This is a genomic window from Nocardia sp. CA-145437, from assembly GCF_050956485.1.
In the GTDB taxonomy this organism is placed as follows: Bacteria; Actinomycetota; Actinomycetes; order Mycobacteriales; family Mycobacteriaceae; genus Nocardia.
Map to the genome: position 1 here is coordinate 6452789 of NZ_CP191204.1, position 25434 is coordinate 6478222.

The following is a 25434-nucleotide window of genomic DNA, read 5'->3' on the forward strand; positions in this document are numbered from 1 at the left end:
CGATTGGCAGCGTTGGCACTGCCAGCTGTAGAGTGCTAATTCGACGAAGAGCGTGGAGGTTTCCCGATGCCTACTTACTCGTATGCATGCACCGAGTGCGACAACAAGTTCGACATCGTGCAGTCCTTCTCCGATGACGCACTGACCACGTGTGACCGTTGCAACGGCAAGCTCCGCAAGCTGTTCAACTCGGTCGGCATCGTCTTCAAGGGCAGCGGCTTCTACCGCACCGACAGCCGTAACGGCTCCACCTCCTCCGAACTGGCCAAGCCGTCGTCCTCTTCGTCGGACAACGGCGGGTCGAGCTCCACCGCGTCGAGCGCGTCCACGTCGAGCACCTCGACCTCGTCGTCCAGCGGTTCCAGCACCTCCGCGGCCTGATCGCAGCTTTCTCCACAGGCTCTTCGTTATCCACAGCCCGGGTCCGGCCCGGGCGTGCCGGTGTCGGGGCGACCGTACGCTGCCCCCGTGACGCGACCGTATCGAGCTTTCCCGCACGAGTTCCGTAGCCGCCTGACCTGGGCGGACTCGGTGCTACTGCGGCGGGCCGGGGCGGTCGCGTTGCTCATGGCGGCGGCCTTCCTGGCCGTACGCCCGGATCCATCCGCGGACCGGACACCCGTCCTGGTCGCCGCGCGGGAGCTGCCGCCCGGGCAGGTGCTCGGCGACGGCGATCTGCGCACCGCCGACCGGGAGACCGCGACCCTGCCCGCCGGAGCCGTGCGCGACGCCGCGCGGGTGCGCGGGGCCACCCTCGCCGCCGCACTCACAGCCGGGGAGATCCTCACCGAGGTGCGGGTGCTGAGCCCGCGACTGGCCGCCGTGGCGGCGGGCTCCCCCGATGCGCGCATCGTCCCGATCCGCCTGGCGGACAACGCCGTTGCCGAGATCCTGCGCACCGGCGACCGGGTGGACGTGGTGGCGGGCGAGGACACCGGCGGGACCGGCCGTCCCGCACGGCTATTGGCCGCCGACGCCGCCGTGGTGCTGGTGCCGCAGGCCGACGGAACCCGCGGGCGCACGGACCGGGTGGTGCTGGTCGCCTTGGATTCCCGACGCGCCACCGCGGTGGCAGCCGCCTCGCTGCGGACGGCGCTCACGGTCGTGTTCCACTGAACCGGCGCATCGGTGAACTAGCATCGCCTCACAACCCCATCATTCTGCGTTCGATCCCTCAGGTAGAGGAGTTTCGGCAATGCTCAAGGGTTTCAAAGATTTTCTGATGCGCGGCAATGTCATCGACCTGGCCGTGGCCGTCGTCATGGGTACGGCCTTCGTCGCGGTCGTCACCGCCTTCACCGACGGCATCGTGACACCGCTGCTGGCGGTCTTCGGCGGCACCAATCAGCTCGGGCTGGGCTTCCAGCTGGTGGCCGACAAGCCCGCCACCTTCATCGCGATCGGGCCGATCATCACCGCGGCCATCGATTTCGTCATCATCGCGGCCCTGCTCTACTTCATCCTGGTGGTCCCGGCCACCAAGGCCAAGAAGAGGTGGGGCGCCAAGGCGGACGACGTGCTCACCGACAACGAACTGCTGCACGAGATCCGGGACCTGCTCGCGGAGCGCAGCGCGGGCGGGCGGCACGAACTCTGACCCGCGGCGCGAACTCCCCTGCATCACAAGGCAAAACGGGCCCGGCGCGAAAAGCGCCGGGCCCGTTCGGATTACACCGGGGTGTAGATCAGCCGAGGCTGAAGGGCTGGCCCCACAGGGTGACCCAGCTGATCACGTTGTCGGTCTCGACCTCGACGCTCACGAAGGCGCGCGCCTGGGCGTAACCACCACAGCCGTTCAGGCCGATGGTCTCGTCCGACCAGGTGACCGAACCGCTGGTGCCGCTGAAAGCGTTGCGCTTCTTGTGGATTTCGTGGCCGAAGTCGTCCGGCATCTCCAGGTCGAGGATGTAGAACGACTTGGCCTGGCCCGGACCCAGGGTCAGGTTGGCGCCGGAGTTCACGCCGCCGGTCGGGGTGGCGTTGCCACTGCTGTCCCAGCTCGCACCGCCTTCCGCACCACCGCTGACGCCGCCGCCGTCGATGGTGACCTGGCAACCCACGACATAGCCGGGGTAGATCTTGCCGCCGGTCGCGGTGGTGTCGCCGGAGATGTTGACCTGCGCCGACGCCGAGACCCAGGCGTTGCGGTGCACCGGGGTGGCGCCCAGCGACGGGCTGATGTTGGCGGACTCGCCGACCAGCTTCACCGTGACCACGGTGCCGTCGGACAGGGTCTGGGTGAGCTCGCCGCCCGGCAGCGGCACGAAGGTGTCGGCATTGGCCGCACCGGTGGAGAACAGGCCAAGGGCCGCGGTGGCGACGGCACCGACACCGGCCACCCGCGCCATTGTCTTACGGATGTTCATATCTGGTTGTCCCTCAGATTTGGTTCGCTTGCGCGAGAAAGGATTTGGCGGGCGGAGACCACTTAGCCGATGCTGAACGGCTGGCCGTAGAGGGTGGTCTTGGAGTAGTGATCGCCGATGACCTCGACGACCGTGTACGCACGCGCCTGGGCGTAGCCCGCGCAGCCCTGGATCTGGATCTCGGCGTCGCGGTACTCGACCGAGTAGGTGCCCGCCTTGGTGATGTCCTTGTAGTCGATCTGGACGAACGCCACCTCGCCGGGGCCGAGGTTGACGCCGATCGAACCACCGATGCTCGCGCTGTCGAGGTTGATGCTGCCGGAGACACCGGCCGAGATCGCGTCCTCACCGATGGAGATCTGGCAGCCGACGATGTAGCCGGTGTTGATCTGCGAGGTGCCGTGGGTGGACGAGTTGTTGCTGCCGGGGATACCGACCGGGCCGTTGTTCGGACCGACTGTGCCCTCGGGGGTTTCGGTGACCACCGCGGAGGCGGCGCCGCTCACCCACACCACACGGCCGGCACCGTTGGCAGCGAGCGACGGCGACACGATGGCGTGCTCGCCCGTCCGGGTAATGGTGACGGTGCCCGCCGGGTTCACCTTCTGGCCGTCCGGCAACGGCACGAAGGTGTCAGCGTTAGCGGCACCAGTGGAAAAAAGGCCGATGGCCACGGCAGCAGCCGCGCCGATGCCCGCGAAACGGGCCGCGGTACGCAGACCGTGGGAGCGCTTCTCGCTCATACTTCCCCTCATCAGGTTTCTTGCGGTCAACCTCGACCACCGAGGTTGAAATGGGACTCTTGCGAATCCCCGATTGAGTTTGTCGCCACATTGTTGCCACTGTGTTACTCGTTACGAATTCTTTTCCCGTAGCGACGGAGGGCACTTTACATCACAGCTGTGAGCTCTGAGACGTGAGCGAACAGGATCGACCACTCGCCGACACAAACCCGCAGGTATCCAGAGAAAGTCGTGGATAGCAAAAGGGGCCCGGTGCTAATCGCACCGGGCCCCTTGGCATTCCGCTGAGCGGAAACTGATCAGCCGAGGCTGAAGGGCTGACCCCACAGCGTGTAGGCGGTGATCACATGGTCGGTCTCGACCTGAACCGCGATGAACGAGCGCGCCTGCGCGTAACCGCCGCAGCCGTTCAGGTTGATGGTCTCATCCGACCACGTCACCGAACCGGAGTTACCCGAGAACTTGTTGCGCTTGTAGTGCGCCTCGCTGCCGAAATCGTCGGGCGCTTCCTGATCCAGGACGTAGAACGCCTGCGACTGGCCGGGGCCCAGGGTCAGGTTGCCGCCGACATTCGCACCGGCCGACGGGCTCGAGCCGTCGTAGTTTGCGCCCGCGCTCGGGCCGCCGTTGGCGCCGCCGCCGGAGATGTTGACCTGGCAGCCGACCACGTAACCGGGGACGATCTTGCCGCCGGCATCGCCGTGCGTGCCCGACAGCTCGACGCGCGCGCTGCCCGAGACCCAGGCGTTGCGGTGCAGCGGGGTCGAGCCCAGCGACGGGTTGATGTTGGCCGACTCGCCGGTCATGGAGATGGTGACGACGGTGCCGTCGTCCATGGTCTCGGTGATGGAACCGCCCGGCAGCGGCACGAAGGTGTCGGCGTTGGCCGCACCCGTGGAGAACAGGCCCAGGGCGGCGGTGGCGACGGCGCCGATCCCGGCGGCCCGCGCCATGGTTTTGCGAACGTTCATGATGGTTTCCCTCTAGGGTCGAATTCGCTTGTGCGAGAGATGAATCGGTTGTCTGACCACACGTCAGCCGAGGCTGAACGGCTGCCCGTAGAGGGTGGTCTTCGAGTAGTGGTCACCGATGATCTCGACCACGGTGTAGGCGCGCGCCTGGGCGTAACCCGCGCAGCCCTGCACGTCGACCGGCACATCCTTGTAGTCGATGGAGTAGCGACCCGCGTCGAGGATGTCCTTGGAGTTGATCTGAAGGAAGGTCACCTGGCCGGGGCCGAGGTTCACGCCGATGGAACCGCCCGCGTTCGCGCCGGTCAGGCTCACGCCACCGGAGACACCGGCGGAGATGGCGTTGTCGGCGATGTTCACCTGGCAGCCGATGATGTAGCCGGTGTTGACCTGCGAGGCGCCGTGCGTGGAGGAGTTGTTGGTGCCCGGACCGTTGGTGGGGCCGTTGTTCGGGCCGACCGTGCCCGCGGGGGTCTCGGTGACGTCGGCGACGACCTTGCCCGAGAGCCAGGCGGTGCGCCCCGCGCCGTTCGCCGACAGCGACGGCGAGATGACGGCGTGCTCGCCGAGACGGTTGATGGTCACGCCCGGTCCGACCTTCTGACCGTCCGGCAACGGTACGAAGGTGTCGGCGTTGGCGGCGCCGGTCGACAGCAGGCCGAAAGCCACGGAGGCGGCTGCGCCGATGCCCGCGGCACGCGCGGTCCAACGCAAACCGGCAGTCCGGTTCTCGCTCATTGTTCCCTCATCAGTTTTTTTGCGGACAACCCCGACCACCGGGGCTGAAGAGAGCCACTACGGCACAGAACTCGGCAAGAGCAACTATCAAGCGCGCTGCTCATTTTCTTTACAACCGTAGCTTTGTTGACCCAGAGGAGATTTTAGCCACAACAGCTACTGTTTGGCAACAAATTGATAACGGCGCGTCAAATCACGGCCTTCGAGAGATGGCTAATTCCCGGCAGCCGTGATGTAAGCGAATCTCAACCGTGATGGGGCGGCTTCTGCGCGCGCAGCCAATCATCGGAGGACTGAACGGAATCCGGCTCGGGAGTGCGCTCGTCCTTGGTCGTGGACGGCAGTTCGTCGCCGAAGACGCGCGCGAGCCGGGCGCGTTCGGCGGGGGTCAGACGACGAGACCCCGCCCGGCGCTCGGCCGGACGGGGCGACTCGGGTGAATCAGGTGTGTCGGCGTCGGTCATTCCGACAGACCGGACAATTCATCGATGACTTTGCTCGCCAGCGGGCCCAGAGTGGCCATGCCATCCCGGACCGCGGCGCGTGAACCCGGCAGGTTCACCACCAGCGTGCTGCCCGACACCCCGGCCAGACCGCGCGACAGGCCGGCGTCCAGCGACCCCGAGGCCAGACCCGACGCCCGCAGGGCCTCGCTGATCCCGGGCAGCACCCGGTCCAGCACCTCCTCGGTGGCTTCCGGCGTCACGTCACGCGGGGACATACCGGTGCCGCCGACCGAGATGACCAGGTCGACACCACCGATCACCGCGGTATTGAGGGCATTGCGGATCTCCACCTCATCGGCCGACACCGACACCGAGGCGTCCACCAGGAACCCGGCCTCGGTGAGTAGCTCGGTGACCAGCGGACCCAGCGAGTCCACTCCGCCATGGGCGGTTCGATCGTCGACGACCACGACAAGAGCACGGCCCGCCACAGCGGCATCGATTTCCATGGTGCTCACCGTAGCGCCCTTGTCCGACAACAGCTCCCATCCCCCGTCGGAGGTGACACGGATCGCCGGTACCGGTTCCCTGCCATTGACACGGTTGCTCATCGTCCGCCCTCCGCGGCTGCTTCGCCGAGGGTGACCTCGACAGTCTTGGGGTTCTTGCCCTGATCGTCGGTGTAGGTCACCTTGACCTTGTCACCGGGCCGGTGCGAGCGCACCCCGGCGATCAGTGAATTGCCCGAGTCCACGATCTGGTCGTCGATCTTGGTGATGATCGCGTTCTTCGGGATGCCCGCCTTGGCGGCCGGGCCGTCGGGCGACACGTCCATCACACGCGCGCCGTTCACATCGTCCTGCGCCCGCACGGTCACACCGATCTGGGCGTAGGTGGCCTTGCCGTTCTTGATCAGCTCGTCGGCGACGCGGCGCGCGGTGTCCACCGGGATCGCGAAGCCCAGGCCGATCGAGCCGCTCTGCGCGCCCGCCGACTCGGCGGTGCCCATGGTGGCGATGGCGGTATTGATGCCGACCAGCTTGCCGTTCATATCGACCAGCGCACCGCCGGAATTGCCCGGGTTGATGGCCGCGTCGGTCTGGATGGCGTCGATGACCGTGCCCTGCGAACCCGGCTCGCCGCTGGTGGAGACCGGACGGTTCAGCGAGGAGACGATACCGCTGGTCACCGTGCCCGCCAGGCCCAGCGGCGAACCGATCGCCACCACGCCCTGACCCACCTGCAGATTGCCGGACTGCCCCAGCTCGATCGGCTTCAGATCCGACTTGCCGGTCACCCGGATGACCGCGATGTCGGAGACCGGGTCCGCGCCCACCACGGTGGCCGGAGCGGTCGAGCCGTCATTGAACGCCACATCCATCTTGGCGTTCTGGCCCGCGCCGCTGACCACGTGATTGTTGGTGAGGATCAGCCCGTCCGAGGACAGGATCACCCCGGAGCCCTCGCCCTCGGCCCGCGCGCCCGCGACCCGGATCATGACGACGCTCGCGAGCACCTTCTGCGCCACCGCCTGCACCGAACCCTCCGGCGCGGGCGCGGCCTTGCCGTTGCCCGCGGGCTGATCCAGCGCATTGCTCACCGTGCCGTGATCGCTGCTGTGGGTGGCCAACGCGCCCACCGCGCCACCGATACCGCCGCTGAGCAGCGCCAGCACGACCGCGCCGGCGACCAGACCGGTGCGGCCGGACCGCTTCGGCCCCGGCGCGCCGCCGTACGCCAGACCCGGTTCACCCGGCATCCCGGGCCCACCCGGACCACCGGGCACGGCCGGAATCACCTGCGTCGGATGCGGACCCGCCGCATAAGCCGGAAGCTGCCCCGTCGAATACGCCGACTGCTGCCCCGTCACGTACGCGGGCTGCTGGCCCGTGGCGTACGTGGGCTGCTGGCCCGTGGCGTAGGGCGATTGCCCCGCCCCGGCGGCAGCCCGCTGTCCTGTCCCGGCAGTCGGCGGCTGTCCGGTAGCGGGCGTGGGCTGCTGCCCGGCCGCGTACCCGGCCCCCGACGCCGCGTACGCCTGCCCGTAACCCCCGCCCGGAATCTCCCCGGTCGGCGGATTCCCACCACCGTACTGCTGCGAATAAGGCTGTGCGCCACCGAAAGCCGCCCCGTAGGCGGGGCCACCCTGCGGCGCGCCGAAACCCGGGTGCGCCGCACCGGGCAGCACCTGGGTGGCCGGATCGACCGCACCCGAACCCGGTTGCCCCGCAACGCCGTACGCCGTCCCGCCCGGACCACCGAAGGCCGGCGCCGAACCAGCGGGCGGCTGCGCGCCCGCAGCGGGCTGATCGGCCCGCGGATCGCTGCCCTGAGCCTGGGGCATCCCGCCGGAGAACGATTGCGCCGCACCGAAACCGGGCGCGCCGGGCGTACCGGGAGCGCTCGACGCGGGACCCGCCGCGGGCGCTCCGGGATGGCCGGGCTGCGCCGGGGACGGGAACGCGCCGGGCGCCGGAGCCGAACCCGGGGTGGCGGCCGCGAAGCCGTTGAAGGAGTCGGCCGCGGGAGCGCCCGCGGGGTCCCGCTTCGGCAGGCCGGACGCGGTGGTGTCGGAGCCGGAGGCCGGGCGGTCGGAACCGGGGGCCTGGCCGCCGGGGGCGGGCTGCGCGCCGGCGGGCCCGGAGGGTGCGCCGGCCGCGGCGGCGTGGTCGGCGGCCTGGCCTTCGGGCTCGGTGCCCCGCTGGTTCGAATCCTCGGTCATTTCTCGTTTTCTCCTCGAGTCTCGTCGCCAAGCCTGGCGGGAACGACTGAGAGTGGACTGAGACCGTGCTTGCTTTTCGCCGAGCTTTCCGGGTTCAGTTGTCCGCCTCGGCGGGCAGGGGCGGTGCGCTTTCTCCAGGCAGAACGATACGGATCAACGCGCCCCCTCGGTCGGAAGTGTCGATGTTGATGGTGCCACCGTGCTTGGTCACCACCTGCTTGACGATGGCCAGGCCGAGCCCGGAGCCGGGCATGGAGCGCGAGGCCGTGGTGCGGTAGAAGCGCTCGAACACCAGCTCGCGTTCGGCGGGCGGGATGCCGGGCCCGGCGTCGTCGACGGCGAACTCGAGCAGTCCGCGCCCGTTCTCGCGCATGGTGACGAACACCTGCGCGCCCTCCGGACTCCACTTGGCGGCGTTGTCGAGGACATTGAGCAGGGCGCGTTCCAGGCCGGGTTCGTCGCCGTAGACGAACCAGGGCCGCAGCTGGGCCTCGAAATCGATTCCGGTGCGCCGCCGCCGGACTCGCTCCAGCGCGCGTTCGGCGATCTCGCCGAGGTCGATGCGCTCGTACACGGTTTCCGGGGCGTCCTCGCGGGCCAGATCGACGAGATCGCCGACCAGCGTGGACAACTCCTCGATCTGGGCCATCACGTCCGAGCGCAGTTCGGCCATGTCCTCGTCGGGGATGCGGGGCGCGCCCGGCCGGGAGGAGGCGATGAGCAGTTCCATATTGGTGCGCAAAGAGGTCAGTGGCGTCTTCAGCTCATGGCCGGCGTCGGCCACCAGGCGGCGCTGCCGTTCCCGGGATTCGCCGAGGGCGCGCAGCATGGTGTTGAAACTCTCGGTGAGCCGGGCCAGTTCGTCGTCGCCGGTGACCGGGATGGGGGTCAGGTCGTCGGTGCGGGCGATGCGTTCGGTGGCGGCGGTGAGCCGGGCGATGGGTCGCAACCCGGTGCGGCCCACGGTGGTTCCGGCCGCCGCGGCGACGATGACCCCGCAGCCGCCGACCACGAACAACAGCCAGGCCAGCCGGTCGAGGACTTCCTTGGTGGGTTGCAGCCGCTGTGACACCACCAGCGTGGATCCGGAGTGGGTGCGGCGGGCCAGCACCCGCTGGTCGTCGACGGTGCGCAGTGAGAACCCGATCTCGCCGCGGGCCACCTGCCGCTCCTGATTGCCGATCGGCGGAATCGTGGTCTGCGGCGGCACGTACTGCGACTGGTCCGCGAACACCAGCGCCACCCCGACATCGCTGGAGTACAGCCCCGCGAACACCAGCGACTGGAAGCCGAGGCTGTCGAGGTTGTTGTCGATCATCACCGAGGCGCGGGCCCGCAGCTGCGAGTCCACGTCGGCGTACAGCGACCGGGCCACCATGGCGTAGGCGGCGATGGAGGTGAAGGCGACGGCGACGGCGACCACCGAGGCGGCCAGCAGTGTCACCCGCCAGCGCAGCGACACCGAACGGGTCAGCGGCATCGGCGGCCGCAGCCCGTCGTGCTCCGTCCGCGATCCGAGTCCGGCGACCACCGTCCGCCGGGGAACGCTTCTACCCACGAGCGCCTGCCTACGGAGGAGTCTCGCGCAGCACGTAGCCGACGCCGCGCACGGTGTGGATGAGCCGCGGCTCACCGTCGGCTTCGGTCTTGCGGCGCAGGTAGCCGATGTACACCTCGAGCGCGTTGCCGGAGGTGGGGAAGTCGTAGCCCCACACCTCCTCCAGGATGCGGCTGCGGGTGAGCACCCGGCGCGGGTTGGCCATCAGCATTTCCAGCAGGGAGAACTCGGTGCGGGTGAGGCTGATCGGCCGTTCGCCGCGGGTGACCTCGCGGGTGACGGGGTCGAGCGAGAGGTCGGCGAAGGACATGGCCTCGGAGGCGGCGTCGACCGGGTCGCCGGCGGTGCGGCGCAGCAGGGCGCGCAGCCGGGCCAGCAGTTCCTCCAGCGCGAAGGGCTTGGGTAGGTAGTCGTCGGCGCCGGCGTCCAGCCCGGCGACCCGCTCGGACACCGAATCCCGTGCGGTGAGTACCAGAATCGGCAGATCGTCGCCGGTGCTGCGCAGCCGGCGGCACACCTCGAGCCCGTCCAGCCGGGGCATCATGACGTCCAGGACCAGGGCGTCGGGTCGCTGACTGGCGGTCTTCTCCAAGGCGTCCAGACCGTCGACGGCGAGGTCGACGGTGTACCCGTTGAAGGTCAGCGAGCGACGCAGCGATTCACGAACCGCGCGGTCGTCGTCGACTACCAGAATGCGCATGGCAACCAGTCTGCCCACAACGACTGAGAGTCCACTGAGAAGGGCCCTTCCGACACGCCGGATGGGTGAGGCAGATGACCTGCGTGTTTTACGAACGGCCGATGCCGAGTGGTTGCAATGTCACCCAATTCGACGCGAAAGCCGTTGCGGCAAGCCCGCATTCGGAGGCTTATACACTACGTCTTCCGAATTGCCGTTACTCAGCTCACGCGGTATGTTGCAGGCCGGAAAAGAAGACCCTTAGTTGGTTCTGCGCGGGCTCGACCCCAAAGCCGTACAACCGCATACGTACCCGGGGGTCAATCGTGAAAGCGGAGGCGACGGAAGCGGGATGGAAGCAGCACCCCGGTCGTGGCAATTCAGCCTGTCCAACTGGCCCGTTACCCGCAAGGTCGGCATCGTGCTGGTGCTCCCGGTGCTTCTCGCCGCGACCTTCGCGGTACTGCGCATCAACAGCGAATTGCAGACCATCTCCAAACTGAGCGCGGCCTCGGAGCAGATGGACGTGCTCCGCCCCACGGTCAAATTCCTCACCAGCACCAATGAACTCGCGGTCGCCGCCATCGTCGGCGGCAACCAGGACGTGGACGCCGACCTCGACGCCGCCACCGCCAAGTTCGACCAGGCCCAGGCCGAACTGGAGACCGCGCTCAAGTCCTCCAACGCCGACCCCGGCGTCGTGAAGGAACTCGGCACCGCCATCGCGGTCGCGAAGACCATGCGCAACAGTCTGCGCACCAGCTCCCCCCAGACCATCGGCGATCAGGCCGACGAGGTGCAGACCCGGGCGCAGAACTCGCTCGCGGGCGCGCCCACCGTCGGCGACCTCCGGGTGCAGCAGTCCTTCCTGCAGTTCGGCGCCGCCCTGACCGCCTCGCGCCTGCTCACCCAGGAGCGCGTCATGCTCGCGGTGCCGGGCGCCGGGGCCAACCCCGCGCTGCGGACCAAGCTGCTCACCGCCATCGGCGCCGAGATCACCATGATCGAGGTGTACCGCGGCATGGCGCCGGAATCGGCGCAGAACGCGAACACGCTGAAGGACAACGCCGGCGCCCGTGTCGGCATCCTGATGCAGAACGTGCCCGACCCGGGCACCCTGCCCGCCATGCAGGACTCGCTGCGCGGCAGCGCGGACGCCTACGCCTCCGAGGTCGCCACCGTCGCGGGCACCATGGGCGCCAAGCTGTCCGAGCTCACCACCGAGGCGCGCAACAACGTGCTGCGTGACACCTCGGTCGTGATCGGCATGCTGCTGGCCGGTCTCGCGCTGGCGCTGGTGGTGGCCCGCTCGCTGGTCGTGCCGGTCCGCCGCCTGCGGCGAGACGCCTTGCAGGTGGCCCACATCGACCTGCCGCAGGAGCTCGAGGTGGTGCGCGCCGGCGGCGCGACCCCGGAGATCTCGCCGGTCGACGTGCACACCACCGAGGAGATCGGGCAGCTGGCCCGAGCCGTCGACGACATCCACTCCCAGGCCCTCCACCTGGCCGCCGAACAGGCGCGACTGCGCCTGCAGATCGGCAACATGTTCGAAACCCTCTCGCGCCGCAGCCAATCCCTCGTGGAGCAGCAGCTGTCGCTGATCGAGGAACTCGAGCGCGACGAGGACGACTCCGAGCGCCTGCAGTCGCTGTTCCGCCTCGACCACCTCGCCACCCGCATGCGCCGCAACGGCGACAACCTGCTGGTGCTGGCCGGAACCGCGCTGCGCCGTGGCCATCTCGCGCCGGTGCCGCTGTCGGACATGCTGTGGTCCTCGGTCTCCCAGGTGGAGGACTACCAGCGCGTCGAGATCGGCACCGTGCCCGACGGCATCGTCGCCGGCGAGCCCGCGGTCGACATCGAGCACCTGCTCGCCGAGCTGATCGACAACGCGCTGCGCTACTCCCCGCCCACCACCCCGGTCGCGGTGTCGGTGGCGCGCGCGGTGGACGGCGGCTACCTGATCGAGATCACCGACCGCGGCCTCGGCATGAACGCCGACGACCTGCAGGGCATCAACGACCGCCTCGCCTCCGGTGGCGAGGTCAATGTCGAGACCGCGCGCCGCATGGGTCTTTTCGTCGTCGGCCGCCTGGCCAAGCGGCACCACATCACGGTGAGCCTGCGCCGCACCTCCGCCATGGTGCAGCAGCCGGGCATCACCGCCAGCGTGCACCTGCCGGGCAGCCTGGTCTCGCCCGCGCCGGAACGCGTCGGCGACCCGACCGGTCAATACCCGGTGGCCACGGCGCTGCCCATGCCCCCGTCGGCCCTGGCCTCCGGGCCGATCCCGGCCGCGGCCCTCGTCTCGGGCCCGATTCCGGCCGCCTCCGGGCCGATTCCGGCGGCGCCGGGTCAGATTCCGCCGCCCGTCGGGCCGATCACCGGACCGAACCCCGTGGTCAACCCGCCGCGGCTGACGCCGGTGCCGAATCTGCCCGAACCGCCCACCGGCCGCTTCCCGACCACCAGTTCCGGCCTGCCGCAGCGCAAGCCGGGCACCGATACCGGTGAGCACCCGATCGTCCCCGCGTTCCCGGAACCGCCGCAGCAGCAGGCCGATCGCTTCTCCGACGGATTCACCGACGCCTTCACCCCCGACGACGCCCGGGCCTACGGCGCGAGCGCTGTCCGGCCCGAACCCGCGGCGCCGCAGGGCCCCGCCCCCATGAGCTTCTGGGGCGAGGCCGCCGAGTCCACGGAATCTGCCGAGCACAATACGGTTTCCGAGCAGGCCGCCGGGTCCGGGCCGGACTCGGAGGAACCGGCCGGTTACGCGCCGGAGCCGATCGCCCCGGCCGCGGAAACGGTCGCCCCGCTCCCCCAGCGGGTCGCGCCCCAGCAGGTCACGCCGATGCCGCAGCGGGTCGCCCAGGTGCCCGAGCGCCTCGTTCCGGCACCCGAGCCCGTGGCGCAGGCGCCCGAGCCCTTCACACCGGCGCCCGAGCCCTTCACGCCCCCGGGGGCCGAGCCCTTCACGCCCCCGGCGCGGGAGCCCTTCACACCGGCCGGGTCCTTCGCACCGCCGCCCGCTCCGACCGCGCCGATCACCAGCACCCGCAACGGCGGCAGCGGCTACGTCGAGAACCCCAACGGCCCGGACACCGGCAGCTATTTCGGCAACGGTTTCAGTGCCTTCGGCGACAACGACCGCCCCACGCTCCCGCCCACCGCCGTCCCCGGCAGCGTGACCGGCGGCGATATCGGCGGCGCCGCTGTTCGAGGTGCCGACAACGCTATTCGCGGCAATGACGCCGCGCGCGGCAACGAGGCCGCACCCGCCGGATCGCGGCCGGCCGCGCCGCAGACCGGCCTGCGTCCGGTCGAGGGCGCTCCGACCCCGATCTACCAGCGCATGGTCTCCGAGTGGCTGGTGGAACCGGCCGACGGGCAGCAGACCGGCGCCGCCTGGTCGTCGACTTCGGACGTCGGCTGGGCCGCGGCCGAGGACGCGGCCAACCCGACCACAACCAGTCGTACCGAAGGCGGCCTGCCGATTCGGCGGCCCGGCGCCCAGCTGGTGCCGGGCGCGGTCGCCCAGGAGGACGACGGTACCGGCCGCGACCCGGAAGAGATCCGCAACAGCCTCAGCAGGCATCTCAGCGGCGTCCACTCCGGGCGGGCCGACTCCCAGTACAACGACGGAGGGCATGCATGACCGACACCCAGAGCACCACAACGGATGAGAATCTGAACTGGCTGGTCACCCGCTTCACCAAGGAGGTGCCCGGGGTCTCGCACGCCGTGCTGGTCTCCGCGGACGGTCTGCTGCAGGCCACCAGCCCGCACCTGCCGTCCGACCGCGGCGAGCAGCTGGCCGCGGTGACGGCCGGTCTGGCCAGCCTGTCCGCCGGCGCCGCACAGCTTTTCGAGGGCGGCAAGGTGATGCAGTCCATCGTGGAGATGCAGCGCGGCTACCTGCTGGTCATGAGTGTCGGCAATGGCTCGCACCTGGCGGTGCTGGCCAACAAGCAGCACGACATCGGCCGCATCGGCTACGAGATGGCCCTCCTGGTCGACCGGGTCGGCTCCGTCGTCTCGGCCACCGCCCGCACTGCCTAGATGAGTCGAACACTGCCTAGATGAGCCGCAAATGACCAATCCTCATGGCGGTGGCGGTAACCGGCCACCGACCACCCGAGTTCGTCCCTACGCGTTGACCTCCGGCCGTACCGAGCCGGCGGTCGAGCTACCGCTGGAAGCGGTCGTCGAGACCCTGTCCTACACCGCCCACTTCGACTGGCCCGCCGGCGACGTGCGCACCGAGATCCTGCGGCTGGGCACGGCCCGGCTCTCGGTCGCCGAGATCGCGGCGCACCTGGGCCGTCCGCTGGGCATGGTCCGGGTCGTCATCGGCGATCTGGTGGTCGCCGGAACCCTGCGTGTGCATTCGACTTTGAGCGATCAGGCGACCTTCGACGAGCGCCGCTCCCTGATGGAGAGGACCCTGCATGGACTCCGCGCCCTATAACGGCGGAGGCTACCCCGCCGGCCCGCACGGGGGGCCGGCGTACACCACCGGGCAGTTCCCGAACCCGGGACTGCAGTATCCGCCGCGGCCGGGCGAGGAGTCGCGCACCGCGTCGACCAAGATCGTCGTGGCGGGCGGATTCGGCGCGGGCAAGACCACCTTCGTCGGCGCGGTCTCCGAGATCGTGCCGCTGCGCACCGAGGCCATGGTGACCGGCTATTCGGACGGGGTCGATGACCTCGCCGCCACGCCCGGCAAGGAAACCACCACCGTGGCCATGGATTTCGGGCGCATCATCCTGCCCGGCAACCTGGTGCTGTACCTGTTCGGCACGCCCGGACAGCGGCGGTTCTGGTTCATGTGGGACGACCTGATCAAGGGCGCCATCGGCGCGGTCGTGCTGGTCGACACCCGCCGCATCGAGGACAGCTTCGCGGCCGTGGACTTCTTCGAGGCCAAGTCGCTGCCGTTCCTGATCGCGGTCAACCGCTTCCCGGACGCGCCGCGCTTCCCGGTCGCCGAGCTGCGCGAAGCGCTCAGTGTCCGCGAGGGCGTGCCGATCGTGGACATCGACGCGCGCGACCCGGTCGAGGTGCGGCGGTCGCTGGCCGCGGTCACCGAATACGCGATCGAACGGTTGATGGTGGCGCAGCGCGAGACCGCGCAGCGCGGCTGACGTTCGCCCATCCGGGTTCGGGCTTACGAAGGACAGGGGTGTCTGGATGATCTACTTCTCGATGGGCTACTGGGTGCTCGCGCTGGCGGTGATCGTGTCGTTCGCGGGGGCGGCCTGCGGGCTGGCGTGCATTCGGCAGTCCACCAAGTCGGTGACCCAGAAGTTCCGGATCGTATGGCTTTTCGTGGCGGCGGTGTCGATCGGCGGCGTCGGGGTCGCCATGCCGGTGTTCGTCTCCATGCTCGGTTTCGATGTGCGCGGCACCCAGCTGCGCTACGACAACCTGTCGATCACGCTGTTCTCGGTGCTGTCGGCGATCACCGTGTTCCTGGCGCTGCTGATCACCGGCAAGACGCTGGTGTGGTGGCGGCTGCTGGTCGCGGCGGCCGTGATGGCCTTCGGGATCGGCGACGTGCACCAGCTGCTGCTGGGCGCCATCCGGATCCAGGGCACCGCGGACCGCGGCCTGGTGTCCACCGTCGCGGTGTACGCGATCGCGTTCGTGCTCTCGGCGCTCACCCTGTGGTTCAGCCTGTGGGTCGGTTCGGTGCCGATGGTGCTGGCCGGCGCGGTGGTGTACGCGGTCCTCGTGACCAGCATGCATTACGCCGGACTGACCGGGCTGCAGGTGCACGTGGACCCGAACGCGCCCGCGCCGCAGGGGAATGTGCTGTTCACCTTCTTCGTGCCGTTCTTCATCATCGGCACGCTGTCGCTGGCGATTCCGATCACCGCCATCCTGGTCGCCCCGGACCGGCGCGAGGCCCGCGCCCCGATGGCGGCCCCCGATCCGGCGGTCGCGCACAGCACGTCGCTGCAGGCGGCCTCGCAGCACGCCGCGGCGTCGCAGCAGCAGGGTGCGCGCCGACCGGAATCGATGCTCTGATCCGCACTAGCGCGGCACGTCCCGGGGATCGAGCAGACCGAACAGCTCGCCCTGGGGCGCGGCCATGATGGCCATCCGGCCGAACGGTCCGTCGGTGGCGGACATGAGCACGGTCGCGCCCAGTTCCACGGCGCGGGTAAGGCCGGAATCGATGTCCTCGGACTGGAACCAGGTCAGCCAGTAGGGCTGGGCGGGGGCGACGCCGTTCACGCTGTCGTCGTTGATGCCGCCGACCGAGCCGGTCTCGCCGGGCGGAGTGAAGGTGGCGTATCGCGTTGTCTCGTCGTCGAATTCGGCGAAGTTGAAGCCGAAGACCGCCGCGTAGAAGGACTTCGCGGCCGCGAAATCGCCGGTGTGCAAGTCGTTCCAGACATAGGCGCCGTGCTCGTTGTACACGGCCGCGCCGTCGTGGGCGCGGGCCTCCCACACCGCGAAGGGCGCGCCGGAGGCGTCGGCGGCCACGAACATGCGGCCGAACTCCATCACGTCGAAGGCGGGAACCAGCAGGCGGCCGCCCGCCGCGGTCACCTGCCGCGCGCACGCGTCGGCGTCGGCCACCGCGAAGTACGTGGTCCACGCCGAGGGCACCCCGGCCTCGGGTTTGGGCCCGATGCCCGCCACCGCGCGGCCGTCCCGCAGCGCCATCAGGTAGCCGCCCGACTCCTCCCCGCCGCCTTGCATGTCCCAGCCGAACAGTCCGGCGTAGAACTCGCCGGCCTTGGCCGGATCGTCGACCTGACAGTCGACCCAGCACGGTGTTCCGGGCGGCCACGCCTCGTCGCGTACAGGCATTTACGAATCTCCGTTCCCACTCATCAGTGACGCACCTCACAAAGCGTCCCCAGTCAACCACTCTCGATCGATCGCCGCGATGGTTCGGATTCGGCTCCCGGCGGCGCCGCCGTCGAATTACAGTGGGAGTCATGCGTTTCGGGCTGGACTACGCCGCAGGTCGGCCCGCGCCGAGTGCCATCACGGCCAACGGCTACGACTTCGTGGTTCGCTACCTGTCCGAGGGCGGCCCCTCGCTGCCGGGCAAGCTGCTCACCCCCGCCGAAGCGGATGACCTGCGCGCACACGGGATTTCCATCGTCGCGAACTGGGAGACCACCGCCGCCCGCATGCTGGACGGCTACGGCGCGGGCGTCACCGACGCGCGCGCCGCGCTGGCGCAGATGCTGCGCTGCGGCGGGCGGACGGATCGGCCGATCTACTTCTCCGCGGATTTCGACGCCACCCCGCAACAGCAGGTGCCGATCGACGCCTACCTGGACGGCGCGGCGAGTGTCCTCGGACGCTCGAATGTCGGTATCTACGGCGGGTATTGGCCGGTGAGCCGGGCGCTGGACGCCGGGACGGCGACCTGGGCGTGGCAGACGGTGGCGTGGTCGGGCGGGCGGGTGGATCCGCGGATCGCGATCTACCAGAACGGCGAGCAGGTGATCGTCGACGGCGTGGAATGCGATGTGAATCAAACCGACCGAATCGATTTCGGCCAGTGGGATGTGGAAACGGAGGAACCCGACTTGACACCCGAACAGGACGCGGCATTGCACGACATCCAGATCCAGCTGCGCGGACCCGGCCTCAACGGCTGGCCGCAGCTGGGCACCGATGCCCAGGGCCGCAACCGGACGGTGGTGGACGGGCTGGCGGCCGCGCTCACGCGGATCGACGAACTGCGCACCGAGATCAGCGAACTCGAAGCCACCACCGCCGAGTTGAAGGAGGAACTGGCGCGGGTGGCGGGCAAGGGGCACTGGCCCTTCCCGTTCTCGCTCGTCGAGGGTCCGGCCACCGCGTTCGCCGATCAGCTGGCAAAGCTCGAGCAGTTGCTGCCGGATGTGCCGTTGCCGGGCTGGGGAACCGGACCGAACGGACATTCCGGTGATAAGGCCGCGAATGGATCAGCCTCGGCGAGTTCCGCACCGAAAGCCTTATCCGACAGTTAGATTGGGTGAATTGTCGGATTCTCCCCGTCGAGGGAAGAACCCGAAACGGCCTCTGAAGTGGCGATGAGCGGGTTCTCCTGTAATCAGAAGAACCCGCCCTCAAGGCACGAGAATACCGTCACCAGGCCACGACTTCACAACTTTAGGAAGACTTTTTCGCACCCTCGCGAAAAGTCCACCCGTGACCGGGGCCTCCGCAACACCTGAGCAGATCACTGGTGGGACAGCAACTTCAACGCTATTGTCGGGCTCGTCCGTTCTCTTGCTCCAGTTCCAGACGAAGGAGGCTCTCGTGGCCGTCAACGTGGTACTCGACAAAGCTCTCGACAAGGCCTACGAATCCAAGTCTCTCGACGACATCCTGGCCGCGCCGCCGTCGGCGCTCGCCGGACTCACCGAGAAGCACGACGCCCAGCTGCTCGAGGCGCTCGGTGTGAAGACCATCGCCGACCTCGGCAAGAACAAGTACTTCCGTCTCGCCGCCACCCTGGTGGACCTGGCCGCGAAGGAGGGCTGACGGGCCCCGGGGGAACCCCGGACCCGCAGCAGTGGGGAGGTTCGGGGGGCCAAGCCCCCGAACCCCCACGACCCGCGGTCTTCTCGAACTCAGAGTTTCCCGGGATCGATCAGCCCGCGTTCGACGGCTCGCAGCAGCCGCCGCGGCACCCTACGCACCACTCCCCCGACCGTGACCGGCACCAGATCCGGCGGGCTCGCCTTCCACTGCGAACGGCGGCTGTGGGTGTTCGCGCGCGACATCCTGCGCTTCGGAACGGCCATCAGGCGTTCTCCTCTCCGGTGATCGAATCACGGTTTCCTCGAACGCGTTTGCCGTAGCGGCGCTCGAACTTCTCCACGCGGCCCGCGGTGTCCAGGACGCGCTGATTCCCGGTCCAGAACGGGTGGGAATCGGCGGTCACGTCCACCACCAGCAGCGGGTAGGTATTACCGTCCGACCACTCGATGGTGCGGGTGGAGACCGCGGTGGAACGGGTCAGGAAGCATTTGCCGGTGCCCACGTCCTGGAAGACCACCGGGTGGTAGTCGGGGTGGATTCCCTGTTTCATCACTTCACCTTTCGTTGTTGCGGGTCTTGCCGTCGCCGGCGGGTGTCGAGCGGGTGGTGTCGCACGGCTCCTCGTGCTGATCGCCGAACGGGTCGACCCACAGCGCGACCCGTTCCGGGGCGAAGCGCACCTGCCGCAGTTCGTCCTCGTCCACCAGCGCCCAATGCAGCGCGTTCCGGATCTCGTCGGCGTCGGCGTCGGCGACCAGGATCACCAGCGAGGTGTGGCGGTCGCCGAAGTGCTCGTGCCAGCGCAGCGAGGCCAGCACGCGGCGTTCCGGGTCCACCTCGCCCAGCTCGCGGGATGTCATGGCCGCGAGCCACTTTCCGGCGCCGCCGACGCGCAGCCCGCCGCCCGCCGATTCCAGCCACACCACCTCGTCGGGCTGGGTGGCCAGCCAGGCCCGGCCCCGCGCGCTCACCACGCCCTCCAGCAGCACATCGATGGCCGAATGCAGTCGATCGGGGTGAAAGGGGCGGTCGGTGGCGAATTCCAGCAGCGCCACACCACAATCCGGCTCCAACGGCGGTGCGCCCGCCAGCAGCGGGGCGTGCGGATCGAAGGCCGCGCCGCGGCGCGCGTCGTCGGGCACCCGGCGCAATAGCCAGGTCAGATCGTCGACGTCGAGGGTGGCGGGGTCGGCTACCCAGCTGATCGGGGCGCGCGGGGACAGCCGGGCCAGCACGGCGGTCGTGCGCTCCCGGTCGAGCAGGTCGGCTCCGGAGTCGAAAACCAGCAGGGCATCGGCGAACTCGGCCTGGCCGACGGCCAGCTGCGCCACGGTGCGCTCGTCCTCCGCGGTGACATGGCCGCGCTCGGCGAGGGTCTCGTCGCCGGTGGCGTCGGCCAGCCAGTCGCGGGCGTCGACGCAGGTGAGGACGGTATCGATGCGGACGCTGCGGGCGGCCGGGCCGTCGACGCGACCGAGCACACCGGTCACCACCACGTCATTGACGGCCTGGCACACCGCTTCGGCTTCGAAGGCCGGATCCAGCGCGAGCACGATGCGCCGCACCGAATCCCGTTCGGCGAGCTGACACAGGTAGGGCAGCAGGTCGGCGCGCAGGGTGCAGGAGACGCAACCGTGCGCGAGTTCCAGCACGGTGACGGTCTCGCGCCCGTCGAGACGAACCGTCCGGCGCACCACACCCTCACGCAGTTCGCTCAGGTCGTGCCGGACCACGACGGTGCCGGGCTCGGCGCCCAGCAGGCGCGCGGCCTGCTCGACACCGTCGGCCGCGCGTCCGGGGAGTCCCGCGAGGACGAGCACAGGCTTGCGTTGGGACGCCACCGGTCCCCCTTTCGACAATGATTTTCAATTACTGGGGAGTCAATGTACCGTGGAATAAGTTCGTTGTCGAAAACGATTGTCAATATCGTCTACCCCGAAGGGAGTGCCCATGTCGGCCATCTGCCAGGTCACCGGCCGCAAGCCGGGCTTCGGCAAGTCCGTATCGCACTCGCACACGCGGACCAACCGGCGCTGGGACCCCAACATCCAGCGCAAGACCTACTACCTGCCCAGCGAGGACCGCCGCATCACGCTGCGGGTCTCGGCCAAGGGCATCAAGGTCATCGACCGCGACGGCATCGAAGCGGTCGTCGCTCGCCTGCGCGCCGCCGGCGAGAAGATCTGAAAGGAAGACGATGGCATCGAAATCGACTGACATCCGGCCCGTCATCAAGCTGAAGTCCACCGCCGGGACCGGCTACACCTACGTCACGCGCAAGAACCGGCGCAACGACCCCGACCGGCTGGTCCTGAAGAAGTACGACCCGGTCGTCCGCCGGCACGTCGACTTCCGCGAGGACCGGTGATATGGCGAAGAAGTCCAAGATCGCCAAAAACGAAGAGCGCAAACTGATCGTGGAACGCTGGGCCGGGCGGCGCGCGGAGCTCAAGGAGATCATCCGCAAACCGACCAGCAGCGACGCCCAGCGGGCGGCCGCGCAGTCCGCCTTACAGCAGCTGCCGCGCGATGCCAGTCCGGTACGATTGCGCAATCGGGACGCCGCGGACGGACGCCCCCGCGGCCATCTCCGCAAGTTCGGCCTCTCGCGTGTGCGGGTTCGCGCGATGGCTCATCGAGGAGAGCTGCCCGGTGTGCACAAATCGAGCTGGTAAGCATCCACCATTCGTTGACAACGACACCGCGTGAGTGAGGAACCGCTGACATGGCAGTGAAGCGAGCACCGTCGAAGAAGATGCGGGCCGAGCAGGCCCGCCGTCCGAAGAAGAACCCCCTCATCGCGGCCGGCATCGAGACCGTCGACTACAAGGACGTGAACCTGCTCCGCACGTTCATCTCCGACCGCGGCAAGATCCGCAGCCGCCGCGTGACGGGACTGACCCCGCAGCAGCAGCGCCAGGTGGCGGTGGCCGTGAAGAATGCCCGCGAAATGGCCTTGCTGCCCTTCACGAGCCGATAGCCCGCGGAGCGAAAGCCCAGGAATGGGAACAACTCTCGGACGCTCAGGGGGTACTCCCTGAAACCCCGGCAGAGGCGTGAGCGGGAGCGACGGCACGGCCCGTCCACCCCAAATCCGAGGCCCCCGAGTGCTTTTTGCACTCGGGGGCCTCGTTCTCGTTCACGTGGCGGAGCCGCGATTTACGGGATGGTCAGCACCTGGCCGGGCTGAATCAGGTCGGGGTTGTCGACACCCGACGCGTTGGCGATCTCCTGGTAGCGGTTGCCGTCGCCGTAGAAGCGCTCGGCGATGGCCCACAGGGTGTCACCCGGCTCGACGGTGTAGGTCTGGGCGGCGGGCGGCGGCGGGGGGACATCCTCGACCGCGGCGGCCTGGGTCTGGACCGGCTCCGGAGCGGGGAGCGGGTTGTCGGTGTTGGTGCCCGACGACCACAGCGAGCCGCCGTCGGAGCCGTACAGCACCACATTGCGGTCGGCCTGCACGACCAGGCGCTCCGCGCTCTTGCCATTGGTCTCGGTGGACCAGGCGGCGCCGTCCTCCTTGTAGAGGACGAAGTTGCCGTCATCCTGCAGGGTCGCCTTCACGACGCCCTGACCGTTGGTGCCGGAAGCCCATTCGACCTTGCCACTCGGGTCGGACAGCACCAGGTTGCCATCATCTTGCAGAGTCAGGGTGTACGCGCCGCCTTGCAGCGACTGACCACGACCGAGTTCTTCGCCAACCTTCAACGAGTCGCCCACGGTGCGTCCTTTCGGGAGGGGGGAACATGAGATAAGACGATGTCGCGGAACTGCATTCGCACATCTGGGGACGACAGTACCGACTCCGCCCCCGTCACCGCATCGTTACGCGCCGGTTCTGCGAAGATTTCGGCGTGTCTTCGCCAGAAATTCGCCGGCTGGGCTTACACGGCGCTCCGGACCGGTCGTGCGGTGGCGGGACATTAGGGTGTCAGCCATGTACGGGATACGGGCACGCCGCCTGATCGCTGCCGCCGCAGCCACTCTGATCGGGCTCAGCCTCACCGCCTGCGGGAACTCCGGCAACGGCGGCACCACCTCCAGCAGCACCGGCGCGACCACCACCGCCGCCACGCCCACCGAAGCCACGAGCGGACAGATCGGACGCGAGTTCACCGCCGACCCGACCATCGTGAGCCCGCACGGCATTCCGTTCGACAGCTGGACCCGCGTCGCCCCCGACAAGATCGCCGTCAACTTCCAGACCGGCTCCCCCGAATGCTACGGCGTGGACGCGAGCGTCACCGAGACCTCGTCCACCGTCACCGTGGACCTGCGCTCGGGCACCCGCGCCGACGCGGTCGGCAAGATGTGCACCATGATCGCCGTCTTCGGCACCCTCGAGGTGCCACTGAAGTCCCCACTCGGCGATCGGAAAGTATTGAGCGCCACGTAATCCCGCATACGCGACAGGGCCCGGACCGCATAGGCGATCCGGGCCCTGTCCCGATCTCGTGGTACCGCTACCGCGTCACCGCCGACTCACGCTCAGTGCGCGAAGTGACGAGATCCGGTGAGGTACAAGGTGACTCCGGCCTCACGGCACAGGTCGATGGTGTCCTTGTCGCGGATGGAACCGCCCGGGTGCACGATGGCGCGCACGCCGGCCGCCACCAGGATCTGCGGGCCGTCCGAGAACGGGAAGAACGCGTCGGACGCGGCCACCGAACCCTTGGCCCGCTCCCCGGCCCGCTCCACCGCCAGCTTGCAGGAGTCGACCCGGTTGACCTGGCCCATGCCGACGCCCACGGCCGCGCCGTCGTCGGCCAGCAGGATGGCGTTGGACTTCACGGCACGGCAAGCGCGCCAAGCGAATTCGAGGTCACGCAGGGTGGCCTCGTCGGCCGCCTCGCCCGCGGCGAGAGTCCAGTTGGCGGCGCTGTCGCCTTCGGCGTCGAGGATGTCACGGTCCTGCAGCAGCGCGCCGCCGCTGACCGGACGCAGCTCCGCGCCCTTGCGCTGGGCCGGGTCGGCCACCAGCACGCGCACGTTCTTCTTGCGCGCCAGCACCTCCACCGCGCCGTCGGCATAGGACGGGGCCACCACGACCTCGGTGAAGATCTCGGCGACCTGCTCGGCCATCTCGACCGAGACCTCACGGTTGGCCGCGATCACGCCGCCGTAGGCGGAGACCGGGTCGGTGGCGTGCGCCTTGCGATGCGCCTCGGCGATATCCGCGCCGACCGCGATGCCGCACGGGTTGGCGTGCTTGATGACCGCCACGGCCGGAGCGTCGAAGTCGTAGGCGGCGCGCCAGGCGGCGTCCGCGTCGGTGTAGTTGTTGTACGACATCTCCTTGCCGTGCAACTGCCGCGCCTGCGCCAGCCCGCGCGGGCCGCCCTGGCTGGTGTACAGCGCGGCCGCCTGATGCGGGTTCTCGCCGTAACGCAGCACGTCCTCGCGCTGCCAGGTGCCGCCGATCCACTCCGGGAACTGCTGCGCGGCAGCCGATTCCGGCGCCACGGCCGGAACCGCGACACTGGTCATCCAGCTGGCGACGGCCACGTCGTAGGTGGCGGTGTGCTGGAAAGCCTTGGCCGCCAGGGCGGTCCGCTCGGCGAGGGTGAAACCACCCTGCGCCACGGCGGCGATCACCTCGGCGTAGTCACCGGTGTTGACGACCACCGCGACCGACGGGTGGTTCTTGGCGGCGGCGCGCACCATGGACGGGCCGCCGATGTCGATCTGCTCCACGCACTCGTCGACGCTCGCGCCCGAGGCCACGGTCTGGGTGAACGGGTACAGGTTCACCACGACGAGCTGGAAGGCCTCGACACCGAGCTCGACCAGCTGGTCGACGTGCTCTTCCTTGCGGGTGTCGGCCAGGATGCCGGCGTGCACGCGGGGGTGCAGTGTCTTGACCCGGCCGTCCAGGGTCTCCGGGAAACCGGTCAGGTCTTCGACTTTGGTGACCGGAATGCCGGCGTCGGCGATCTTGCCGGCGGTCGAACCGGTGGAGACCAGCTCCACGCCCGCCTGGTGCAGACCGGTAGCCAGTTCGATCAGCCCGGTCTTGTCGTAGACGCTTACGAGGGCCCGCTTGATCGGCTTGCGTTCACTCACCGGAGAACTCGCTCATCTGGGATAACTGCCTTTCGTCCATCGGAGACAATGCCTCGGGTAGCGACGGCGGCGACGGTCTCCGCCAGCAGCCGGCGCTCCACGACCTTGATGCGCTCGTGCAGGGTCGCCTCGTCGTCATCGGGCAGCACGGTGACCGCCTCCTGCGCCAGGATCGGCCCGGTGTCGATGCCCGAATCGACCAGGTGCACGGTCGAACCGGTCACCCGCACGCCGTAGGCGAGCGCGTCCCGCACGCCGTGCGCACCCGGGAACGCGGGCAGCAGCGCGGGATGGGTATTGATGATGCGACCGCCGAAACGGTCCATGAAAGCCGGACCCAGGATCTTCATGAAGCCCGCCGACACCACCAGATCCGGTGCGAAGGCGGCCACGATCTCGGTCAGCGCCCGATCCCATTCGGCACGGTCGGCGAACTCGCCCAGCGCGACCTTGAACGAGGAGACGTCGAACGCCTCGGCGTGCTCCAGGGCGGCGCAGTCGCGATCCACGCCCACGGCGACCACCCGCGCCGGGTAGCCCGGCTGCCGGGTCGCTTCCAACAGGGAACGCAGCAGGGACCCGGTGCCGGAGGCGAGCACCACGACGGACGCGGGTGCGGTCGGCGGCAACATCGGGGCGGGCGTGG

General features: G+C 69.1%; 31 protein-coding genes. 15 read left to right on the forward strand and 16 right to left on the reverse strand.

The window, feature by feature from the left end; translation table 11 throughout:
- The first annotated feature begins 66 nt into the window (after window positions 1-66).
- The 3 genes from ACQPYY_RS30055 to mscL all read left to right on the forward strand — a co-directional run bounded on the left by ACQPYY_RS30055 (window position 67) and on the right by mscL (window position 1597).
- Window positions 67-381 carry an FmdB family zinc ribbon protein gene (locus ACQPYY_RS30055; RefSeq protein WP_433591864.1) on the forward strand — a complete coding sequence of 105 codons (315 nt, stop codon included), beginning with the start codon at window positions 67-69 and terminating at the stop codon, window positions 379-381.
- An 87-nt stretch (window positions 382-468) separates the two neighbouring features.
- Complete coding sequence (locus ACQPYY_RS30060; protein WP_433591865.1) at window positions 469-1116, forward strand: SAF domain-containing protein; 648 nt, start codon at window positions 469-471, stop codon at window positions 1114-1116.
- Window positions 1117-1195: 79 nt separating this feature from the next.
- Window positions 1196-1597, forward strand: coding sequence for a large conductance mechanosensitive channel protein MscL (mscL, locus tag ACQPYY_RS30065; RefSeq protein ID WP_379092732.1), 402 nt, complete (start codon window positions 1196-1198; stop codon window positions 1595-1597).
- A gap of 88 nt (window positions 1598-1685) precedes the next feature.
- Here the strand turns inward: mscL and ACQPYY_RS30070 are convergent, their stop codons facing one another.
- From ACQPYY_RS30070 to ACQPYY_RS30110, 9 genes are all read right to left on the reverse strand, one after another.
- The gene (locus ACQPYY_RS30070; RefSeq protein WP_433594767.1) at window positions 1686-2348 is read right to left on the reverse strand and encodes an MspA family porin; all 663 of its coding nucleotides are present in this window, start codon (window positions 2346-2348) and stop codon (window positions 1686-1688) included.
- An 80-nt stretch (window positions 2349-2428) separates the two neighbouring features.
- Window positions 2429-3109, reverse strand: coding sequence for an MspA family porin (locus ACQPYY_RS30075; RefSeq protein ID WP_433591866.1), 681 nt, complete (start codon window positions 3107-3109; stop codon window positions 2429-2431).
- A gap of 299 nt (window positions 3110-3408) precedes the next feature.
- The gene (locus ACQPYY_RS30080) at window positions 3409-4080 is read right to left on the reverse strand and encodes an MspA family porin (protein WP_379092723.1); all 672 of its coding nucleotides are present in this window, start codon (window positions 4078-4080) and stop codon (window positions 3409-3411) included.
- 63 nt (window positions 4081-4143) lie between these two features.
- On the reverse strand, window positions 4144-4818 hold the full coding sequence (locus ACQPYY_RS30085; RefSeq protein ID WP_379092720.1) for an MspA family porin: 675 nt from the start codon (window positions 4816-4818) through the stop codon (window positions 4144-4146).
- Between the two features lie 245 nt (window positions 4819-5063).
- A complete protein-coding gene (locus ACQPYY_RS30090; RefSeq protein ID WP_379092717.1) occupies window positions 5064-5282 on the reverse strand; it encodes a hypothetical protein in 219 nt (72 codons plus the stop codon).
- A complete protein-coding gene (locus tag ACQPYY_RS30095) occupies window positions 5279-5773 on the reverse strand; it encodes a MogA/MoaB family molybdenum cofactor biosynthesis protein (protein WP_357280873.1) in 495 nt (164 codons plus the stop codon). The genes ACQPYY_RS30090 and ACQPYY_RS30095 overlap by 4 nt, the downstream gene beginning before the upstream one ends.
- A 98-nt stretch (window positions 5774-5871) precedes the next feature.
- On the reverse strand, window positions 5872-7326 hold the full coding sequence (locus tag ACQPYY_RS30100) for a S1C family serine protease (protein ID WP_433594768.1): 1455 nt from the start codon (window positions 7324-7326) through the stop codon (window positions 5872-5874).
- A 754-nt stretch (window positions 7327-8080) separates the two neighbouring features.
- Complete coding sequence (locus ACQPYY_RS30105) at window positions 8081-9466, reverse strand: HAMP domain-containing sensor histidine kinase (RefSeq protein WP_357280877.1); 1386 nt, start codon at window positions 9464-9466, stop codon at window positions 8081-8083.
- 88 nt (window positions 9467-9554) lie between these two features.
- Complete coding sequence (locus ACQPYY_RS30110) at window positions 9555-10244, reverse strand: response regulator transcription factor (RefSeq protein ID WP_379092714.1); 690 nt, start codon at window positions 10242-10244, stop codon at window positions 9555-9557.
- Window positions 10245-10575: 331 nt separating this feature from the next.
- Between ACQPYY_RS30110 and ACQPYY_RS30115 the strand changes: the two genes are divergently transcribed.
- The 5 genes from ACQPYY_RS30115 to ACQPYY_RS30135 are packed head-to-tail and all read left to right on the forward strand — an operon-like array spanning window position 10576 to window position 16256.
- Window positions 10576-13881: an ATP-binding protein gene (locus ACQPYY_RS30115; RefSeq protein ID WP_433591867.1), complete on the forward strand. Its 3306-nt coding sequence runs from the start codon at window positions 10576-10578 to the stop codon at window positions 13879-13881.
- Window positions 13878-14285 carry a roadblock/LC7 domain-containing protein gene (locus tag ACQPYY_RS30120; protein ID WP_213559341.1) on the forward strand — a complete coding sequence of 136 codons (408 nt, stop codon included), beginning with the start codon at window positions 13878-13880 and terminating at the stop codon, window positions 14283-14285. The genes ACQPYY_RS30115 and ACQPYY_RS30120 overlap by 4 nt, the downstream gene beginning before the upstream one ends.
- 31 nt (window positions 14286-14316) lie before the next feature.
- Window positions 14317-14694: a DUF742 domain-containing protein gene (locus ACQPYY_RS30125; protein WP_357092287.1), complete on the forward strand. Its 378-nt coding sequence runs from the start codon at window positions 14317-14319 to the stop codon at window positions 14692-14694.
- Window positions 14675-15370 carry a GTP-binding protein gene (locus ACQPYY_RS30130; RefSeq protein ID WP_379092707.1) on the forward strand — a complete coding sequence of 232 codons (696 nt, stop codon included), beginning with the start codon at window positions 14675-14677 and terminating at the stop codon, window positions 15368-15370. The genes ACQPYY_RS30125 and ACQPYY_RS30130 overlap by 20 nt, the downstream gene beginning before the upstream one ends.
- A 46-nt stretch (window positions 15371-15416) precedes the next feature.
- The gene (locus ACQPYY_RS30135; protein WP_433591868.1) at window positions 15417-16256 is read left to right on the forward strand and encodes an MHYT domain-containing protein; all 840 of its coding nucleotides are present in this window, start codon (window positions 15417-15419) and stop codon (window positions 16254-16256) included.
- 6 nt (window positions 16257-16262) lie between these two features.
- Here the strand turns inward: ACQPYY_RS30135 and ACQPYY_RS30140 are convergent, their stop codons facing one another.
- A complete protein-coding gene (locus ACQPYY_RS30140) occupies window positions 16263-17048 on the reverse strand; it encodes a VOC family protein (RefSeq protein ID WP_433591869.1) in 786 nt (261 codons plus the stop codon).
- Between the two features lie 131 nt (window positions 17049-17179).
- Here ACQPYY_RS30140 and ACQPYY_RS30145 point away from each other — a divergent pair, with 131 nt between their 5' ends.
- Window positions 17180-18208: a glycoside hydrolase domain-containing protein gene (locus ACQPYY_RS30145; protein WP_433591870.1), complete on the forward strand. Its 1029-nt coding sequence runs from the start codon at window positions 17180-17182 to the stop codon at window positions 18206-18208.
- Window positions 18209-18500: 292 nt separating this feature from the next.
- Window positions 18501-18725, forward strand: coding sequence for a hypothetical protein (locus tag ACQPYY_RS30150; protein WP_213559337.1), 225 nt, complete (start codon window positions 18501-18503; stop codon window positions 18723-18725).
- Window positions 18726-18814: 89 nt separating this feature from the next.
- Here ACQPYY_RS30150 and rpmF read toward each other — a convergent pair whose 3' ends face one another.
- From rpmF to mrf, 3 genes are read right to left on the reverse strand one after another with little or no spacing between them, the layout of a single operon-like run.
- Window positions 18815-18988: a 50S ribosomal protein L32 gene (rpmF, locus tag ACQPYY_RS30155; RefSeq protein WP_433591871.1), complete on the reverse strand. Its 174-nt coding sequence runs from the start codon at window positions 18986-18988 to the stop codon at window positions 18815-18817.
- Window positions 18988-19275: a type B 50S ribosomal protein L31 gene (locus tag ACQPYY_RS30160; protein WP_379092691.1), complete on the reverse strand. Its 288-nt coding sequence runs from the start codon at window positions 19273-19275 to the stop codon at window positions 18988-18990. Before ACQPYY_RS30160 ends, rpmF begins: the two co-directional genes overlap by 1 nt.
- Window positions 19276-19279: 4 nt before the next feature.
- Window positions 19280-20566: a ribosome hibernation factor-recruiting GTPase MRF gene (gene mrf / locus ACQPYY_RS30165; protein WP_433591872.1), complete on the reverse strand. Its 1287-nt coding sequence runs from the start codon at window positions 20564-20566 to the stop codon at window positions 19280-19282.
- Between the two features lie 109 nt (window positions 20567-20675).
- On the opposite strand from mrf, the gene rpmB reads away from it, so the two are divergent.
- From rpmB to rpsR, 4 genes are read left to right on the forward strand one after another with little or no spacing between them, the layout of a single operon-like run.
- The gene (rpmB, locus tag ACQPYY_RS30170; RefSeq protein ID WP_357280687.1) at window positions 20676-20912 is read left to right on the forward strand and encodes a 50S ribosomal protein L28; all 237 of its coding nucleotides are present in this window, start codon (window positions 20676-20678) and stop codon (window positions 20910-20912) included.
- A 10-nt stretch (window positions 20913-20922) separates the two neighbouring features.
- On the forward strand, window positions 20923-21093 hold the full coding sequence (gene rpmG / locus ACQPYY_RS30175; protein ID WP_433591873.1) for a 50S ribosomal protein L33: 171 nt from the start codon (window positions 20923-20925) through the stop codon (window positions 21091-21093).
- A 1-nt stretch (window position 21094) separates the two neighbouring features.
- On the forward strand, window positions 21095-21400 hold the full coding sequence (gene rpsN / locus ACQPYY_RS30180) for a 30S ribosomal protein S14 (protein WP_379092682.1): 306 nt from the start codon (window positions 21095-21097) through the stop codon (window positions 21398-21400).
- Window positions 21401-21450: 50 nt separating this feature from the next.
- Window positions 21451-21705, forward strand: coding sequence for a 30S ribosomal protein S18 (rpsR, locus tag ACQPYY_RS30185; protein ID WP_433591874.1), 255 nt, complete (start codon window positions 21451-21453; stop codon window positions 21703-21705).
- Window positions 21706-21884: 179 nt separating this feature from the next.
- On the opposite strand, the gene ACQPYY_RS30190 is transcribed toward rpsR, so the two are convergent.
- Window positions 21885-22445: a LysM peptidoglycan-binding domain-containing protein gene (locus ACQPYY_RS30190; protein ID WP_379092678.1), complete on the reverse strand. Its 561-nt coding sequence runs from the start codon at window positions 22443-22445 to the stop codon at window positions 21885-21887.
- Window positions 22446-22662: 217 nt separating this feature from the next.
- Here ACQPYY_RS30190 and ACQPYY_RS30195 point away from each other — a divergent pair, with 217 nt between their 5' ends.
- Window positions 22663-23121 carry a hypothetical protein gene (locus ACQPYY_RS30195; RefSeq protein WP_433591875.1) on the forward strand — a complete coding sequence of 153 codons (459 nt, stop codon included), beginning with the start codon at window positions 22663-22665 and terminating at the stop codon, window positions 23119-23121.
- Between the two features lie 92 nt (window positions 23122-23213).
- Here the strand turns inward: ACQPYY_RS30195 and purH are convergent, their stop codons facing one another.
- The gene (gene purH / locus ACQPYY_RS30200; RefSeq protein WP_433591876.1) at window positions 23214-24788 is read right to left on the reverse strand and encodes a bifunctional phosphoribosylaminoimidazolecarboxamide formyltransferase/IMP cyclohydrolase; all 1575 of its coding nucleotides are present in this window, start codon (window positions 24786-24788) and stop codon (window positions 23214-23216) included.
- A complete protein-coding gene (gene purN / locus ACQPYY_RS30205) occupies window positions 24785-25420 on the reverse strand; it encodes a phosphoribosylglycinamide formyltransferase (protein ID WP_379092670.1) in 636 nt (211 codons plus the stop codon). The genes purH and purN overlap by 4 nt, the downstream gene beginning before the upstream one ends.
- Window positions 25421-25434: the final 14 nt, after the last annotated feature.

Bases quoted from the DNA above. Each gene is read 5' to 3' on its own strand.
- ACQPYY_RS30055 (WP_433591864.1), top strand. From the start codon at position 67: ATGCCTACTTACTCGTATGCATGCACCGAGTGCGACAACAAGTTCGAC.
- mscL (WP_379092732.1), top strand. From the start codon at position 1,196: ATGCTCAAGGGTTTCAAAGATTTTCTGATGCGCGGCAATGTCATCGAC.
- ACQPYY_RS30070 (WP_433594767.1), bottom strand. From the start codon at position 2,348: ATGGCGCGGGTGGCCGGTGTCGGTGCCGTCGCCACCGCGGCCCTTGGC.
- ACQPYY_RS30075 (WP_433591866.1), bottom strand. From the start codon at position 3,109: ATGAGCGAGAAGCGCTCCCACGGTCTGCGTACCGCGGCCCGTTTCGCG.
- ACQPYY_RS30080 (WP_379092723.1), bottom strand. From the start codon at position 4,080: ATGAACGTTCGCAAAACCATGGCGCGGGCCGCCGGGATCGGCGCCGTC.
- ACQPYY_RS30085 (WP_379092720.1), bottom strand. From the start codon at position 4,818: ATGAGCGAGAACCGGACTGCCGGTTTGCGTTGGACCGCGCGTGCCGCG.
- ACQPYY_RS30090 (WP_379092717.1), bottom strand. From the start codon at position 5,282: ATGACCGACGCCGACACACCTGATTCACCCGAGTCGCCCCGTCCGGCC.
- ACQPYY_RS30095 (WP_357280873.1), bottom strand. From the start codon at position 5,773: ATGGAAATCGATGCCGCTGTGGCGGGCCGTGCTCTTGTCGTGGTCGTC.
- ACQPYY_RS30105 (WP_357280877.1), bottom strand. From the start codon at position 9,466: ATGCCGCTGACCCGTTCGGTGTCGCTGCGCTGGCGGGTGACACTGCTG.
- ACQPYY_RS30110 (WP_379092714.1), bottom strand. From the start codon at position 10,244: ATGCGCATTCTGGTAGTCGACGACGACCGCGCGGTTCGTGAATCGCTG.
- ACQPYY_RS30115 (WP_433591867.1), top strand. From the start codon at position 10,576: ATGGAAGCAGCACCCCGGTCGTGGCAATTCAGCCTGTCCAACTGGCCC.
- ACQPYY_RS30120 (WP_213559341.1), top strand. From the start codon at position 13,878: ATGACCGACACCCAGAGCACCACAACGGATGAGAATCTGAACTGGCTG.
- ACQPYY_RS30125 (WP_357092287.1), top strand. From the start codon at position 14,317: ATGACCAATCCTCATGGCGGTGGCGGTAACCGGCCACCGACCACCCGA.
- ACQPYY_RS30130 (WP_379092707.1), top strand. From the start codon at position 14,675: ATGGACTCCGCGCCCTATAACGGCGGAGGCTACCCCGCCGGCCCGCAC.
- ACQPYY_RS30135 (WP_433591868.1), top strand. From the start codon at position 15,417: ATGATCTACTTCTCGATGGGCTACTGGGTGCTCGCGCTGGCGGTGATC.
- ACQPYY_RS30140 (WP_433591869.1), bottom strand. From the start codon at position 17,048: ATGCCTGTACGCGACGAGGCGTGGCCGCCCGGAACACCGTGCTGGGTC.
- ACQPYY_RS30145 (WP_433591870.1), top strand. From the start codon at position 17,180: ATGCGTTTCGGGCTGGACTACGCCGCAGGTCGGCCCGCGCCGAGTGCC.
- rpmF (WP_433591871.1), bottom strand. From the start codon at position 18,988: ATGGCCGTTCCGAAGCGCAGGATGTCGCGCGCGAACACCCACAGCCGC.
- ACQPYY_RS30160 (WP_379092691.1), bottom strand. From the start codon at position 19,275: ATGAAACAGGGAATCCACCCCGACTACCACCCGGTGGTCTTCCAGGAC.
- rpmB (WP_357280687.1), top strand. From the start codon at position 20,676: ATGTCGGCCATCTGCCAGGTCACCGGCCGCAAGCCGGGCTTCGGCAAG.
- rpmG (WP_433591873.1), top strand. From the start codon at position 20,923: ATGGCATCGAAATCGACTGACATCCGGCCCGTCATCAAGCTGAAGTCC.
- rpsN (WP_379092682.1), top strand. From the start codon at position 21,095: ATGGCGAAGAAGTCCAAGATCGCCAAAAACGAAGAGCGCAAACTGATC.
- rpsR (WP_433591874.1), top strand. From the start codon at position 21,451: ATGGCAGTGAAGCGAGCACCGTCGAAGAAGATGCGGGCCGAGCAGGCC.
- ACQPYY_RS30195 (WP_433591875.1), top strand. From the start codon at position 22,663: ATGTACGGGATACGGGCACGCCGCCTGATCGCTGCCGCCGCAGCCACT.
- purN (WP_379092670.1), bottom strand. From the start codon at position 25,420: ATGTTGCCGCCGACCGCACCCGCGTCCGTCGTGGTGCTCGCCTCCGGC.